We start from the raw sequence: 16,239 nt of genomic DNA on the forward strand, positions 1-16,239 counted from the left end.
CCATCAGTTATAGGCTCAATCTCAGGTTAAAACCGTAAGTCCTGAAACCCGGCAAACCACCACCTTCATGAAACGCAACCCCTGATGCATCGGGAGTGATCTCGGAGGGATCGAGGCCGTCAATGTTGGCATGGATGAGCCAGGCATTCCTTACGGTAACTGCTACATTTACTCTCGTAAAAGGCAGGTTTTCCAGTACTTTGGACGGCACGCTATAGCCCAATCGTACCTCACGTAGTTTGATGTAGCTGGCATCATAGATCCAGTTGCCGGTAGCGCCTACCATATTCCAGGTATGCTGTGCACCTGACGCATAACCACTTACAGCCGTACCGTCTTCAAGTACCCCGGACACTTCAAAACCTCCTCCTTCGCTGATACGGTCTCGCACGGAAATGCCATTACTGTTCATTACTGCCGTTTCGGCAAGTTGCCCTGCACCAAAACCAAACATCTTGGTTACAGAATGGAAGCTGCCACCTTTCTGGAAATCGAAGTTCAGGGAGAGATCAAAGCCTTTGTAACTGAAAGTATTAACTGCACCACCGGTAAAATCAGGAAGCACATTGCCAATAACCTGATTATCTTCAGTAAGGTATTCCAGGTTGTCTTCATCATTGTAGTGGTACCAGCTTCCGGCATACCGCACCACGCGCTGGCCGTCCAGCATTTTAAAATCAGTACCTCTTATTACGCCCCATTCTTCACCTTTTTCCAATACCACGCTGGCTCCTCTTCGCTCCAAAATAGAGTAGGCCGTAATGTCTCCATAGATATCTTCTACCACCGACCTGTTTCTGGCAAGGTTGAAGGCAATATCCCAGGTGAAGTTTTTAGACTGTACGGGCGTGCCATAAAGTGCCAGCTCTATGCCTTTGCTTACTATTTTACCTCCGTTGGTAGTAAGCCTCTCATAACCGGAAGTACCTGAAACATTGATCCTTACGATATCATCTTCGTTGATCTGGTTGTAATAGTTAAAATCCACTCCCAGCCTGTTGTTGAAAAACTTAAGTTCAGCTCCAATCTCAAGTGCCTCTGTCAGCGATGGCTTGATATTAGGGTCTACATAATAATCACGAACCTCAAATGATGATGACGAACCATAGGCTCCACCAGGCAGATAAGTCTGGTTGATCTCATAGGCGTCAAGGTCATTACCTACCTGGGCAAAGCTGCTTCTGACTTTACCAAAGGAAAGAACCCTGGAATCGATCAACTCAGAAAACACGAAACTAAGGCCCGCCGATGGGTAGAAATAGGAATTGTCGTTCTCCGGTAAGGCCGAAGACCAGTCGTTTCGTGCTGTAAGGTCAAGGTATAACATATCATTATAGCCGAGGCTTGCAGAGGCATACAAACTTCTGATCTCTTTGGTGATCTCCCAGTTGTCTACAAACGGACGGTCTATAGAAGCCTCAAGGTTGTACCAGTTGGGTGCAGACAAACCTCCAACGGTGTTTCCCTCTATACCCAGGGACCTTTGTTTGAGGATGTTACCTCCGCCAAAACCAGAAAGAGAGATTTTATCGAATGATTTGTTAAAGTTGAGCAACAACTCATAGTTATTCTCGATACCTTTTCTGGAGCTTTCATAGTAGAAGTCCTGTGCTTTGGCTTCTGTAGGGATCCTGTTGTTGATGCGCTGGTCATAAAAGTCAGTTTTGGCTACTCCTTTGATAGAAAACACATCGCTAAGCTTATAATTCAGCGTCACCCCCCCTATCATCCTGTCGCGCTCATCATAAGGAGAAGCATTTTCGAGCATGAAATAGATGTTGTCCCAAAAATTAGGATTCAGGTTATCCGGACTGGTAATGTTCCATGTTTTGATAGAGCCATCCGGTGCTCTGTAATTTTTCAAGCGGTCGTAGTCGAGCTGGCGCTGCGTCCACATATTTAGGTTGGGGCCTACATTGATCAATGTCCAGCCGCTGAAACTGCCGGTGTACCCGAAGCCCGGCCTGCCCCTGTAGCTGTTGTTGGCATAGCTGACTGTGGCCTCTACGCTGAGTTTGTCGGTCAATTGCGAATTCAGATTGAGCGAAGCATTATTTTTCTTCCCCTCACTAAAGGGTACCGTGCCATTAATGTCTGTAAAGCCATACGACAACCTGAAGCTGGTATTATCATTGCCCCCGCTGATGGCGATATTGTGGGATTGTGTAACGCCCGTTTCGAAAAAGTCCTTCACATTGTCAGGGTTAGGTACCAGCGGTCTGGTTTTTCCATACTCCGGCGTACCCGGATACCAGCTATCCCAGTGACGCACCGGCCTACCGTCCATTTCAGGCCCCCAGCTTTCATCGGCATTGTAGTCGAGCACATCCTGCCCATCCACCTGGGACAGCTCCTGCGAATAGCCTCCGGCATATTTATTTTGATATTCAGGAAGTAAGGCTACCCTGTCAAAAGCCACCTGCCCGTTGTATTCCACTCCTATTCCTTTCCGGCCTGTTCCTTTTTTAGTGGTGATGAGGATAACGCCATTCTTTCCCCGGATACCATACAATGCCGATGCCGCCGGCCCTTTGAGTACAGAAATCGACTCGATATCATTAGGGTTGATATCCTGAGCGAGGTTTCCGTAGTCACGGCCGTTGTAAGTATTGGAAAAGTTTTGATTGGAAATAGGAATGCCATCTACCACATACAGCGGCTGGGAATTGCCCGAAATACTGTTGGCTCCGCGGATACGGACATTTACCGTACCTCCAAGGCTGGCCGCAGAAGGATTGGTGATCTGCACGCCCGCCACTTTACCGGACAAAGCGCCCATAAAGTTTTGCTCTCCGGTTTTAGTCACATTATCTCCGTCAACTTCCTGCACCGCATAGGCGAGTGAAGCTTTTTCCCGCTCCACACCCAGGGCCGTCACTACCACCTCGGACAGCTCCGTAACATCGCTGGTCAGCTCTATATTTATCACAGACCGGCCAGCTACGCTCACTTCCTGCGTTTCATAGCCTATAAATGAAAACAGCAAGGTAGCATCAGAAGGGACCTCAATGGAGTAGTTCCCTCCGGCATCAGTTATGGTACCGCTCGTAGTACCTTTGATCAATACGGAAACTCCCGGCAACGATGATGCGTCGGTATCGGCAGTAACCTGGCCTTTTACAACTAAATTCTGCGAAAAGGCCATATTACCCGACACTATTACCAGTGTCAGAATCAGTAATATTTTCTTCATAACAAGTTTGGGTTTAAAAATGAAACAATTGAATAAATGGGGACACCCTTACCCGCAGGCACAGGTATCTCCCTCTGGCACCCTGGCGCGCCTCGATTTTGAATGACAGACCTGTAAAAAACAGATCTTAAAGTAGAAACTATGGATTGGCTTTAATCGCTAGGGTGGTGCGAGAACTGAGGTTGTTTTGAGTATCATAACATTATCGGTTGTGGTTAAAAATGGAATTACAATTTACAACCAAATATTACATGATATTGATACAGCATTAACCTATTCAAATATAGTATTAACAATATATTATCAATTGAATAATAAATATAGATTAAACATCCCTCGTATTGGGGGATCTAATGCACGATAAGCCTGATTTACTATAGGTTGTGGTTGATCCTTCTGAAAACGGTCGGTGTGTAACCTGTTATTTTCTTGAATTTTCTATTGAAGTTGGAAAGGTTGTTGAAGCCCGAAAGGTGGCAAACACCGGTTATACTCAGGTCTTCTTTTTGTAATAATTTACAGGCATAACTTACACGCATTTCAGTAAGGAATTCGATATAGGTTTTCCTGGTTCTTTTTTTGAAATAACGACAAAATGATGGCACCGTCATATTGGAGACATCCGCTACTTCCTCGAGAGTAATTTCCCGGTGGAACTCATTCATGGTAAACTGGTAGATATCATTAAGGCGCTTCGCCTGTGATTCCGTATAATCGTGGGTCACATCTGAGGTCAGTGTAACGCTGTCCTCAGCAGCAGCCAAAATCTCAAGTATAGAAAGCATCTCTATTACCTTGCTAAGGTTATTCAGAGATTGCAGCTTTGTAATCTTTGGTATCAAAAGTTCGGCAGTCTTAGGGTGCAGTTTTAGCGACTGCCGCTTACCGAGGAACTGCCCTACAGCCTGGGTCTCCGGCAGTTTGAAGAATTTCTCTCCGAATAAGGTCTCTTCAAAAAATATGGAAATGCCATGCGCCCTCAACTCTTCGGTCTCAGTGTAATACTTCTTGTCGTTTTTAAATACATGAGGCACATTACTGCTAATCAGGAATACATCACCTGCTTTAAAATTGCCAACGTAGTCACCTATCAATACGGTGCCATCACTTTCCAATATGGTAGTAAGCTGGAGCTCAGGGTGCTTGTGCAGTATATCATAGAAATAAGGCTGATCATCCACCTGTATCAGAAAGGATGAGTTTATTGTTTTCGTTACTTTAAAGGGCAGTACTTTCACCTGATCTCTACTTTTTCCGACAGTAATAATATTATATATTCTAACTTATAGCAAGTTAGTTTAAAATAACGGACAATATCGTATTGGTATAGGGTAATTTTTTCTAATCCGGATGCCCAAAAATATGAGTCCCTGACTTAGCATAAAGCTGAATTTACTGGGAGACAGACCGTTGCGTGACTCGTACCTTTGAAAATCATTAAATTGCATCCATCATTATTTGATCCTGGCTTGCCAATGGTTTTGCCGATTGCTTTTAACGCTCCGGGCAAATAACAACGGGTTAATAATTGCACAACTAGAAACGAGCGGCAACAAACCAACTGTTGCTATCTGATCAAATTCCGGTATTATCTTACCATACCCACGCAACAACACTACTTATTTGTATTTATAATACATGAATAAGAATTCAGCAATGTCTATTCAAAACCACTGGTTAAATAGTCTGGCATAAAAAAGACCATTTTCTCAATGCATTGACAATCAAAACTATTTCTCAGGGCCGCATCAAATTTCGCATGAGTTAAATTATCAGTTCCAACACATAGTTCCGACTTACATGGTGTCTCAAACCTAAAAACTTAACAATTTGATAATTGCATATACACATGGGTTAAAAAAGTATCAACACCGCCTCAAAAATACCACTACCTTGAAATCATAAATTCTAAATGACAACCTAAACCAATGTTAACCATGAACATCCCCGTTTTTAGTCCGCCATAGCGTCTCCGGACGAGTGTCTTTTATAAGCTTTGATCAGTAGATTATTTTATTGGACAGCACAAAAATGTTGTTGTAAAGGGATCCTTTTGCCCAAAAGTTACCCCTAAAACTTTAAACAATTCTTTACAACCTATAAACCCAAAAAAATCATGAGACAAACACTTTTACTATTACTGAGTTTTTGCATCATCCTGTCTGTTCATGGGCAGGGTGACCGGCCGGTATGCCAGACCGACCAACAGATGAAGGTGCTATACCAAAAACACCCTGAGTCAAGAAAGGAAGCACAAGAGTTTGAGCAGTTAATGCACAAGAGAAAGCTAAACCAAGCCTCGGGCAAAGTAACTGCCTCAGGCTACACGATACCGGTGGTATTCCACATTTTCGGATCTGACTTTGCCGGCAAAACCGTGGATGACAATACCATCATCACCGCCCTCGAAAAAGTAAATGAGGACTTTAACGGACTGAATGACGACTACAATACGGTAAGCGCGCTGTTTTCAGGGCTTAGAAGCACCCTGGATATTGAATTTAAGCTCGCAAAGATAGACCCTAACGGTAACCCTACCACAGGCATCAACTACTACCCTGAGCGGTCAGGCTTTGGTAATGGCGGTGGGTATGACAGCCAGATACAGCAATATGCCTGGGACAACTACATGTATATGAATGTTTACATTATGCTGGACCTTTATGCCGACGGTACATATAATAATTCCGGCGTAGCCTGGTACCCTGATACCTGGATGTCTGACAACAACCTGGCACGTGTGGTTTATAACGGTCGCTATTTATATGGCAATACGGATAAGGAATTTGCCTCAGTACTCACCCATGAATTCGGGCACTGGCTTAACCTCGCGCATACTTTTGATAACGAATGCAATGCCCCCGGAGACAATGTAGATGACACACCTGCCACCACGGCTAATTCAGGAACATGCAATGTAACTACAGAAATGTGCCCTGGCGCGGGCATTCCTAATGGAGAAAACTATATGGACTATTCCTCCTGCTACAAAATGTTCACCCAGGGACAGATAGCCAGAATGACTGCCGCCCTGGACCATGCATCGCGACAGCCGCTATGGCAGCAGTCCAACCTTGAAGCTACGGGCGTAAACAATGCTTCACAGCCTATTTTGCTGTATTCTGTTTCACAATTGAATGAGAGTGATAACAATAACGGCGGCATAGAAGGAAGTGCCACAATCAGTGCTAAGAACGGAGCTGCATTTGCCACTACCGGCATCCTTACACAAGGCACTCACTATACGGCAAGCAATGTACCCGCAGGCCTTTCTCTGAGCATCAACGTGGAGAGTAGCACATCGGCACAAATGTCATTTACAGGCAGTGCATCAGCCCATGCCAGCAGTAACAGTGTGACTGACATTTCCATCACCTTCCTGGATCCGGCTATTGCAGGTGGAGCCTCCTCCATACAAAACCCTACCTACAGCGGTTTTGCGCTTTATTTTCAGGACCCGTACACCATCGTTTACAACGATATCACCGACATTACTGCCAATAGCTCAGCCACATGGACTTATTTTACGGTTGAGTATGGTGATGGTGCTTACGGAAGCTGGTATGACGCCGGTAAGCTGAGGCTGGAAACTTATACCAAACCATTGGTATGCGAAGGTTCTACAAGAAATATTTCATTGCTGACCAGTGGCACACCGATAGGTACCGGTAACAACTGGGTAGATGGAGGTGCTTACCCGGATGAACATGACCTGCGTTCATCATCCTATACGGCCTGGGACGGGCAAACCGGTTATGTAGGTTTCAGATTTTCCAGCCCGGAAGGAAAAAAACTTCACGGCTGGATGAAAGTGAGTGTCAATGCCAGTGGAAACGCATTTACGGTTTACGAATATGCTTATTATACCAAGCCCGAGGGGACAATCATTGCAGGTTCTACTACTACCAACCCAGCTCCCGTTGCGGCCTTTACCGCTTCGGCTACCAGCTTAACGCCGGGAGAGAGCATTACCTATTCCGATCAGTCTACCGGCTCTCCTGACAGTTGGTCCTGGTCATTTCCCGGCGGAACGCCTGCTACAAGTACTGAGCAAAACCCTACAGTAACCTACAACACAGCAGGAACTTACAATGTAGCGCTTACGGTAACCAATGCCAATGGCTCTGATACCAAAACCGCAACAAACCTCATCACCGTGGATGGCGGCTCCACCACTTACTGTAGTTCATCCGGAGATGACGCTTCCTATGAGCACATAGCCAACGTAGCTATTGGCGACTTTTCCAACCCTACAGGGGCTTCAACCTATAGCGACTATACCGGCCTAACTATAAATCTGGTAAAGGGCAGCAACAGCCTCACCCTTACACCGGGTTTTTCAGGCAGCGCTTACAATGAGTATTTCAGGGTTTGGATTGACTTCAATCAAGACGGGGATTTCGACGATGCCGGCGAACTGGCCTTTGATGCAGGAAGCGCTTTATCCTCCGCGGTTTCAGGCTCTATTACTGTACCCGCTTCTGCATCTGAGGGTACCACGAGGCTCAGGGTAAGCATGCGATATCGCTCAGCACCTCAGGCGTGTGGATCGATCGTTTATGGCGAGGTAGAAGACTACACGGCGAGCATTGGTGACGCCATTACCATAAACGCTCCGGGCAACCTTACCGCGAGTGGTGCCTCTACTTCCGTTTCCCTGAACTGGACTGACAACTCTGATAATGAAGAGAGCTTTGAAATAGAAAGGTCTGCCGATGGCACCAACTTCTCTCCGGTAACCTCTGTAGCTACAAACACTACTTCATACAGTGACACAGGCCTCTCCCCTAACACCACCTACACTTACCGGGTAAGGGCAAAAAAGGGATCGGCTTACTCTGCATACTCCAACAGCAGCAGTGCCACAACATCCAGTGGGGCGGAATACTGTAGCGTTACCAACGGCAACCCGTCAGGACAATACATTACCAGAGTATCTATAGGCAGTATCGACAACAGCTCTTCGTTTGATACCAATGGTTATTCTGATTACACCGCCCAAAGCACCAACATCTCATCGTCAGAGACGCTTACCATCACTCCTCATAATACCTGGCCCGGCACGGCAGCCAAGGCCTGGGTTGACTGGAATAAGGACGGAGATTTCGATGATGCCAATGAAGAGGTGCTGTCGGCCAGCGGTGCAGCAGGTCCTTATAGCGCAACCATTTCAGTACCATCGGGTGTTTCCGGTTCGGTAAGGCTACGTGTGCGGGTAGCCTATAGCGCCACGCCGACTCCATGTGAAGACCTGTATTTCAGTGAAGTTGAAGATTACACGCTTAACACCGGGTCCAGTGCAGGACCAACCCGTTCAGGTGCAGGTATCGATTTCGAAAAAGAGGTTTCACTATTCCCTAATCCTTCCAGAGAGGGGAAATTCAGTATAAAATACCCTGAATATGAGGGGGATCTTGAAATAACCGTATTGAGCCTTCAGGGAGTAACTATACATCAGGAAGTTATACCTCAGCATGCGGCCAATATTGGCATGATCTCCATTCAACTCAATCAAAATGTGCGGGGAACGTATCTCGTAAGGGTGAAAAACAACAGTTCGTCAGTAGTAAGAAAAATTCAATTCCAATAAACCAACACATGAGTGATCCGGAGCAGGCAACTAATGTCCTGCTCCGGTCTCTACTAACTTATTAGAGGGAGAGACTTCCTTCAGTGGCTATTTCAATGCCGGTAAAATCTTTTTGATCATCTATAAACCAAAAACAATTTGTGAAAATGTTACCCCATAAACCCAAATTTATTCTGTTTGTACTGTGCCTGCTGGTACAGACTTATTCAACAGGCCAGGTACAGCAGCCCAGGACACCACATGACCATAGTCATGATCACTGCTCCCGAATGCAGATGGCAAATGGAAATAAAACGTCCAAAAACAAAAACATCCGTCCTCCTGCGGCTGGCCGGATTGCAAGTCTTTCTTCCCTGAAAGTTACCCAATCCGCCTGCCCTTCAGAGGCTGCCGAATGGGCCGCACTCAGTTCGTCGGAGCTGGTTAACCAACTTAAAATGGGCGACTACGAATGCTTTGGAAGTTTTTTCAATATTGAATCAACCTACGCCCCATCTATATTTTCCAATACGAATATGCATGCCGTAGCATCAGCCATGTACAACCTGTCGGCAAGCTACGATGGCACCCGGGCCAGTGGCCTTTATGGCTTGGCTTACTACCTACACGCAGCCAGCTATCAGGATTTTTACAACGATGCCGTGAGCATGAATAGCACTACTGTTGATGGGTACATTCTGGCGTGTGAAGCACTCACAGACAACCCCAACCTGTTTTTACTCACGGAAGACGCCCTGGACATCCTGGATGAATACCTCATTTTGCTCGACTTTCCGGGTTTGAGACACAAACCAGGGGTACTAAGTTTGGTCAAAAAGGCCATGACAGACCTGGCGATCAATGAAACATGGAAGCAGCTTCCTAATGACCTGATCCGAACCTACGCCAGTGCCTATAATCGCATATTTTTCCTAATGTTCAGAGGCATGCAGGATGACGAATACATTAATGCCGTAAATGGTGACGCTGATTATTTCAACCTCATCTACACCATCAGTTCAAATACTGAACTTCAAAATAATGACGAGTTCAATTTTATCACTGAAAATGCTGCTGCAGAAATCGCCAGGGCAGCCGAGTCACCACTACTGATCGATGATGTCGAAGGGCTTTTGGTGGACATCATCAACAATTCAACCCGACTCAGTACCCGCTGGCTCAAAGCTATTGAAGCTCTCAATGATTATGGCAATTGTGCCGCTTACAATCTTTGCGAAAACATGGAAGAGCTAAAGGATGAACTGAATGAAATGCTGTTTCCCAACTCCTACTCTTTTGATGACGGCAAGATAAAAGTCAGGACTCCTCTGAACGAAGAAAAAGTACAGGGGCTGTACCATGCCGCCAAGCAGTCTCAAAGCCAGTTTTTCAGAATGCTACAGACTGATGAACCCGTAGCCGGTGATATCAATGAGGTTTTGAACATCGTAGTTTTCGGCTCCAAACAGCAGTATGAGGATTATGCGACTTACCTTTTCAACATCGCTACCAATAACGGCGGCATGTACATCGAGCGAGGCGCTACCTTTTACACCTGGGACCGCACCGTAGGCGTTGAAAGCTCCCTGTCACTGGAAGCGATGTTCAGGCATGAATACACCCATTACCTCCAGGGCAGATATTTGATTCCGGGAAACTGGGGCGAAGGTGAAATTTACAACGACAGTCGCCTGGTGTGGTTTGAAGAAGGCATGGCAGAATTCTTTGCAGGGTCTACCGAAACCAATGGCATTAAGTTGCTGGCATCCAACGCAAACAATATCGCCAATAGTCAGGGAGACTGGCCATCGCTCAATACTGTATTGAACTCAAGCTACTCCAGTGGCAACTATTACCATTATCACTACGGCAATATGGTGTGGTACAACTTTTACATGAATGATTTCGACAAAATCAAAACCTTCTTTGAGCTGACCAGAAGCAATGATGTAGCGGGCTTTGATAACCTCGTCAATGCAATGAGAGCTACCGGTGAAACCGATTTTACCGCTTTCCTTACTGAGGTAGCCAACGGCACGGTTGAGGGTTGGGAGCCTGAAACCAACTGGCTCGATGATGACTACCTGGCCATGGGTTCCGAAGAAGACATTGAAAATGAATTTATCAACGCAACAGGCTTATCCTCTGCTTCCGCCACTTTGGATGCCTCGGCTATGAACAGGCGTTTCCGCATAGATGCCTCCATTACAGGTTCCGGAGCCGCAAATAACAATGCAGATGCGGCGCAGGAAATAGGCGCGGCCCTCGATAACATTTTACTGGCACTAAGGAAAAATCCATTACTGAATAATTTCAACTACTCCATCGGGTATTTTAAAAACCTCGATTTTAGTACAGGAACACCTGCAGCAGACATCGTAATCCTTGGCCCACTCAAAGATGCCAATGTGCCGGATACCCCACAGCCAGATTTTACTGCTAAAAATACGGCGGCCATTGCAGGAAGCACCGTGGAGTTCAACAGCCTTTCCAGTGGCTACATCAAATCCATCCAGTGGTCATTTCCCGGCGGCTCTCCCTCAAGTGTGGAAAATGAGACAGCCCCGGTAATTGCCTATGACACACCCGGCACCTACGATGTTACGCTGACGGTAACAGGCAGTGATGGCTCATATAATGAGCTAAAATCCTCCTACATCACCATTCACGCAAAAAGCAACCTCAACTATTGCAGTGCGTCAGGAAGCCGGGAAGATAATTATGTCAACCGGGTAAAATTCGGCGCAATTGACAACCCATCAGGATACCAAAACTACAGCGACTTTACCAGCCAGGTTACCAGCCTTGAACGCGGGGCTTCAGAAGCCCTGACTATTGGCACAAAAAACAGCTATTGGGACGGTAATGCCGTTGGCGCATGGATTGACTGGAACGCGGACGGAGATTTTGACGACACAGGCGAGGAAGTCTTCAACCTTTACGGTGCCGGGCCATATGAAACCGTGGTGAGCACGCCTGCCAATGCCGTTACGGGTGTAACTACTATGCGGATCAGGATCGGGTATGGCTCAGCCGATAAAATAGTACCTTGCGGGGATGATACGTATATCGGTGAAGTGGAGGACTATTCCATAGTGATCAGCGACGACTCCGCACCGGTACCCATGGCAGCCTTCTCTGCCTCCAAAACAACTGTTGTAGCAGGAGAAAGTATCACATTCACTGACCAGTCTTCAAACTCCCCGACTTCCTGGTCATGGACTTTTTCCAAAGGTACACCTGAAAGCAGCAGTGAACAAAATCCGGTGGTCACCTATACTACCCCGGGAGTTTATGACGTAACCCTGACAGCAACCAATGGCAATGGCAGCAATACCAAGACGCTCAATGGCTACATCACTGTAGAGGAAGCCTCAGGCTACTGTACCTCTTCCTCTGAAAGGGCAGCTTATGAGTACATTGCCCAGGTGGAAACGGGGAATTTCTCCAATCCCTCCGACTCATCAAAGTACAGTGATTTCACCCACCTGACTGTTGAACTCAGGCAGGGCAACAACGACATTACCCTCACTCCGGGCTTTTTGGACATCGCCTTTGAAGAGTATTTCCGGGTTTGGATAGACTTCAACCAAGACAGGGATTTCGACGATGCCGGCGAACTGGCTTTTGATGCAGGAACAGCATCATCTTCGACTGTAACCGGCACCATCACTGTACCCGAAACTGCTTTGACCGGTACCACCCGGATGAGGGTAAGCATGCAATTCGCGACCGCCCCTGATGCCTGCGGGCTTATAGGTGATGGTGAGGTTGAGGATTATAGCGTGGAAATACTCGAAAGCCCCACCCCCGAAACACCCACTGCGCTCACGGCTGAGCTTACTTCTTTCACTGTAGTCACTCTTGGCTGGGAAGATAATTCGGATAACGAAGATGGTTTTGCTATTGAAAGAATGTCAGAAGGAGGAGATTTTGAGCAAATTGGGACGGTTGCTGCCGATGTCACAAGCTACATTAATGGCAGCTTACTGACCAACACCACTTACACCTATAGAGTGAGGGCTAAAAACGGTGATGCTTTCTCCGCTTACTCCAATACCGCAAGTGTCACCACGCCTGACCTGGCTTATTGTGCGGCAGATAACAACATCTCTGCCAGCGAACAGCACATCAAAAAAGTGGCTATAGGCACCATCAGCAACAGCTCCGGCTACAACGCCACTGGATATGCCGACTACACCGGTCAAAGCACTAATATCGCATCCGTAGCGGAACTGACGGTAACGCCAAACCAGGCCACAGAAGAAACAAAAGCCAAAGCCTGGGTAGACTGGAACAGGGACGGCGACTTTGATGATCTGGGAGAAGAAGTACTTAGTGCCGGAGGTGCCGGTGAAGTGTATAGTTCGGCAATCACTGTACCCGCAGGTACCGAAGCCGGTGAGGTGGTACTCAGGGTAAGGGTTGCCCAAGGAGCAACGCCAACAGCATGCGGCAGCATTGCCCTAAGTGAGGTGGAAGATTACACTTTAAATGTTGAAGACGTAGTGTCATCAACCAAGTTTGGAGAAACGGTTTCTCAGGAAAATGTGAGCCTGTACCCCAACCCTTCAAGGCAGGCTCAATTCTTCCTCTCCTACCCGGAAAGGGCCGGTGAGCTTGAGGTAACGGTTACCAGTACGCAGGGTGTAGTAATACATAGGCAGCAAATACCACCTCAAGCTCCTAACAATGAGGCATTTGCTATAAAGATAAACCAACCTGTCAGCGGAATATACCTGGTACATATCAAGGGTAAAGCTGAAACAATAGTTAAGAAAATATACTTCGAATAACCTAATCAACCTGCCTAAACCTAAGGCCGCAGGAACCGTGTTTCTGCGGCTTTTTGATTTTGATGGATTGGATACCCTCAGGTTCAAGCTGGGTCTCTCCCAGAACTCAGCGTTGTTCATCTAGTGTCCCAGCAGAGTCTTTTGAAAAACTCTGCATCGGCCCTGACACTAACCTGTACAAACCCGGAAAGGCAAAGGCCTCAGCCTCACACCTTCCAATAAAACCTCTTCTTATCCTTCGAAACAGCCCCAAGCCGGTCATAAAACCTGATGGCAGGTTCATTAAAAACCGGAGTCTGCCATTGCACCAAACCGCACCCCTGAGCTTTGGCTAATGCGGCTACTTTCTGCATCATTACCTGACCAAGTCCTATGCCTCTGGCTACACTTTTCAAATACAAACAATCGAGATAGAGGTAGTAAGCCGCATCCCAGGTGGAGAATTGCTTCATCAATGTGGCGAAGCCGGCAACCTGATCTTGATATTCAACCACCAGGCAGTACACATCCTTATGATGAAAAATATGATCCTCAAGAACCTTCCAGTCCACATGACCTGAGATTTCGGCTTTTTCAAAAGCTGCATGTTCATAGCAAAGCCCGATGATCTCATCCATGTCACCGGGTTTTGCGTCTCTGATGGAGTACTCTTCTAGCATGCACACTGTATTTCCGACCCCGCCGTTGCGCTGGTTCCCTCGGTGGCATAGCGGTCAAACTTCCACCATTCAATTCCGCCGATCAGTTCCTTTACCCTGAACCCCAGACGTGCCATATTCAGTGCCCCTTTGGTAGAAGCGTTGCAACCTATGCCGTCACAATAGCAGACATAGGTTTTGGATTTATCAAGGTGTTTTGTAGTCCCCTCAGACATTTCACGGTGTGGAATGTTGATAGCCCCGGGAATGTGCTCCTTTTCATAGCCAAAGCTTTGCCGGGCATCGATCACCACTACTTCTTCCCCATTTTCCAGTGCATCAAATAAGTCAGACGGGTCCATTTCATAAGCCAGCTTACTTTCATAAAATTCAATTTGCTTGTTCATAACCTTTAGGAATTTTTGTTTTCCCAAAAGTATGCGGGTAGCCTGGGGAAGTCTATATGCTGTAATTGAGCGTTTTTGATGATATAGCTGAAAATTTTTCAGTTTAAAGTGAGCCACATTTGTGATAACTTTAGGGTCTGATACATATCGTGACCGCACGCCATAACCACTAAACTATGGAACTCAAACACTTCCGGCTCATCAAAACCATAGCGGAGGAAGGCAACATTGCCAACTCATCAGAAAAGCTGTTTCTTACCCAATCGGCCCTAAGCCACCAGCTTCGGGAGCTTGAAGAGCAATTGGGTTTTAAGGTGTTCCACCGCTCGCGCAACAAATGGGAGCTGACTGATGAAGGCGCCGAACTGCACAAGCTGGCCAACACCATTCATGCAGCCATAGAGCAGGGCTTTCATAGTATCAAAAAAATTAATGAGGGCACCAAAGGACTGGTCAGGATCAGTACGGAATGCTACTCGTTCTATCAGGGCTTACCGACATTCATTCAAAAAATGGCCGCACTTTATCCAAAAATAGAAGTTGAGCTCATACTTGATGCCACACACCAGCCTGTCTCTAAAATACTCTCCAATGATCTGGATATGGCTATCGTAACCTCAAGACCAGCCTCTCCTGCTCTTTCCAGCAAGGCATTATTTGAAGATGAGATCTTCGCTATTATGCACCGCGAGCATCCATTGGCCGACAAACCTCATGTGGAAGCCGGCGACTTCACCGAAGCCCACCTGATTATCCACTCTTTCCCTTTGGAGACTGTGTCGGTCTACCAGACATTCCTAAAACCAAACCACATTATCCCCGTCCGCATTTCTGCCATACCCCTCACCGAAGTAGCCCTAGAAATGGTGAGCGCCAACATGGGCATCACCTGTATGCCCCAATGGGCCTTAACGATGTTCAGGATCCCGGAAGAGCTGGTATTTAAGCGCATTGGCAAAAATGGTCTAAAAAGAACGCATTACCTGATCTCACGGGTTGAGGATCAGTCCAAAAAGTATATTTCTGAGTTTATTTCGAGTTTTGAGGAGGATTTTGTGGGGTGACTTTAAGATCATGCAACAATGAGAATAATATTTTGTAATAGTATAATAGACAATAAACAAGTTGAGCCAGATTATGAGGATGAAATGAAATCTGCAATAAAAGCAGGGTTTCGAATTTCCCTTGTAAACTTTGAGGAGCTAACAGCAGGTAATACAACAACAGCTTTAAAACTTGTCCACAAAGCTGAAAAAAATGAACAAGCAATCTACAGAGGCTGGATGTTAACCCCTGATCAATATAAAAACCTCTACGAAGGTCTTGCGGCAAAGCATATTCAACTAATCAATACACCTGAAGAATACATTCACTGTCACTATCTGCCTGAATCCTATCATAAAATCGAAGGTAAAACCCCTAAATCTGTTTGGACAACAGAACAGGAGCTAAGTACCTTAATAAAACTTGTCTCTGAATTTGGAGAGGCCCCAATAGTTATCAAAGATTATGTGAAATCTGAAAAGCATAACTGGAATGAAGCCTGTTATATACCTGACGCATCGGATAGTGAAAAGATCAAATCTACAGTTGAGAAATTCCTAAACCTGAGAGGCGATTCATTAAATAAAGGACT

General features: G+C 46.3%; 8 protein-coding genes. 4 read left to right on the top strand and 4 right to left on the bottom strand.

Annotated features, from left to right (window positions below; translation table 11 throughout):
- Nucleotides 1–7: 7 nt before the first annotated feature.
- Both E1163_RS25550 and E1163_RS25555 read right to left on the bottom strand, forming a co-directional pair.
- Nucleotides 8–3,193, bottom strand: coding sequence for a SusC/RagA family TonB-linked outer membrane protein (locus tag E1163_RS25550; protein WP_155175745.1), 3,186 nt, complete (start codon nucleotides 3,191–3,193; stop codon nucleotides 8–10).
- Nucleotides 3,194–3,567: 374 nt separating this feature from the next.
- A complete protein-coding gene (locus E1163_RS25555) occupies nucleotides 3,568–4,431 on the bottom strand; it encodes a helix-turn-helix domain-containing protein (RefSeq protein ID WP_155175746.1) in 864 nt (287 codons plus the stop codon).
- Nucleotides 4,432–5,309: 878 nt separating this feature from the next.
- On the opposite strand from E1163_RS25555, the gene E1163_RS25560 reads away from it, so the two are divergent.
- Both E1163_RS25560 and E1163_RS25565 read left to right on the top strand, forming a co-directional pair.
- On the top strand, nucleotides 5,310–8,783 hold the full coding sequence (locus E1163_RS25560) for a M43 family zinc metalloprotease (protein ID WP_155175748.1): 3,474 nt from the start codon (nucleotides 5,310–5,312) through the stop codon (nucleotides 8,781–8,783).
- 146 nt (nucleotides 8,784–8,929) lie between these two features.
- Nucleotides 8,930–13,558 (top strand): GEVED domain-containing protein, encoded by a 4,629-nt coding sequence (locus tag E1163_RS25565; RefSeq protein WP_155175750.1) that lies wholly within the window; start codon nucleotides 8,930–8,932, stop codon nucleotides 13,556–13,558.
- 206 nt (nucleotides 13,559–13,764) lie between these two features.
- On the opposite strand, the gene E1163_RS25570 is transcribed toward E1163_RS25565, so the two are convergent.
- Together E1163_RS25570 and E1163_RS25575 are read right to left on the bottom strand one after the other, a co-directional pair.
- Nucleotides 13,765–14,217, bottom strand: coding sequence for a GNAT family N-acetyltransferase (locus tag E1163_RS25570; protein WP_155175752.1), 453 nt, complete (start codon nucleotides 14,215–14,217; stop codon nucleotides 13,765–13,767).
- Nucleotides 14,211–14,603, bottom strand: a complete 393-nt coding sequence (locus E1163_RS25575; RefSeq protein WP_155175754.1) for a rhodanese-like domain-containing protein — start codon at nucleotides 14,601–14,603, stop codon at nucleotides 14,211–14,213. The genes E1163_RS25570 and E1163_RS25575 overlap by 7 nt, the downstream gene beginning before the upstream one ends.
- Nucleotides 14,604–14,779: 176 nt before the next feature.
- Between E1163_RS25575 and E1163_RS25580 the strand changes: the two genes are divergently transcribed.
- Both E1163_RS25580 and E1163_RS25585 read left to right on the top strand, forming a co-directional pair.
- Complete coding sequence (locus tag E1163_RS25580; protein ID WP_155175761.1) at nucleotides 14,780–15,667, top strand: LysR family transcriptional regulator; 888 nt, start codon at nucleotides 14,780–14,782, stop codon at nucleotides 15,665–15,667.
- 18 nt (nucleotides 15,668–15,685) lie between these two features.
- The coding region (locus E1163_RS25585) for an ATP-grasp domain-containing protein (RefSeq protein ID WP_221418080.1) at nucleotides 15,686–16,239 on the top strand (554 nt) is incomplete at its 3' end.

It is taken from the genome of Fulvivirga kasyanovii, assembly GCF_009711405.1.
Lineage (GTDB): Bacteria > Bacteroidota > Bacteroidia > Cytophagales > Cyclobacteriaceae > Fulvivirga > Fulvivirga kasyanovii.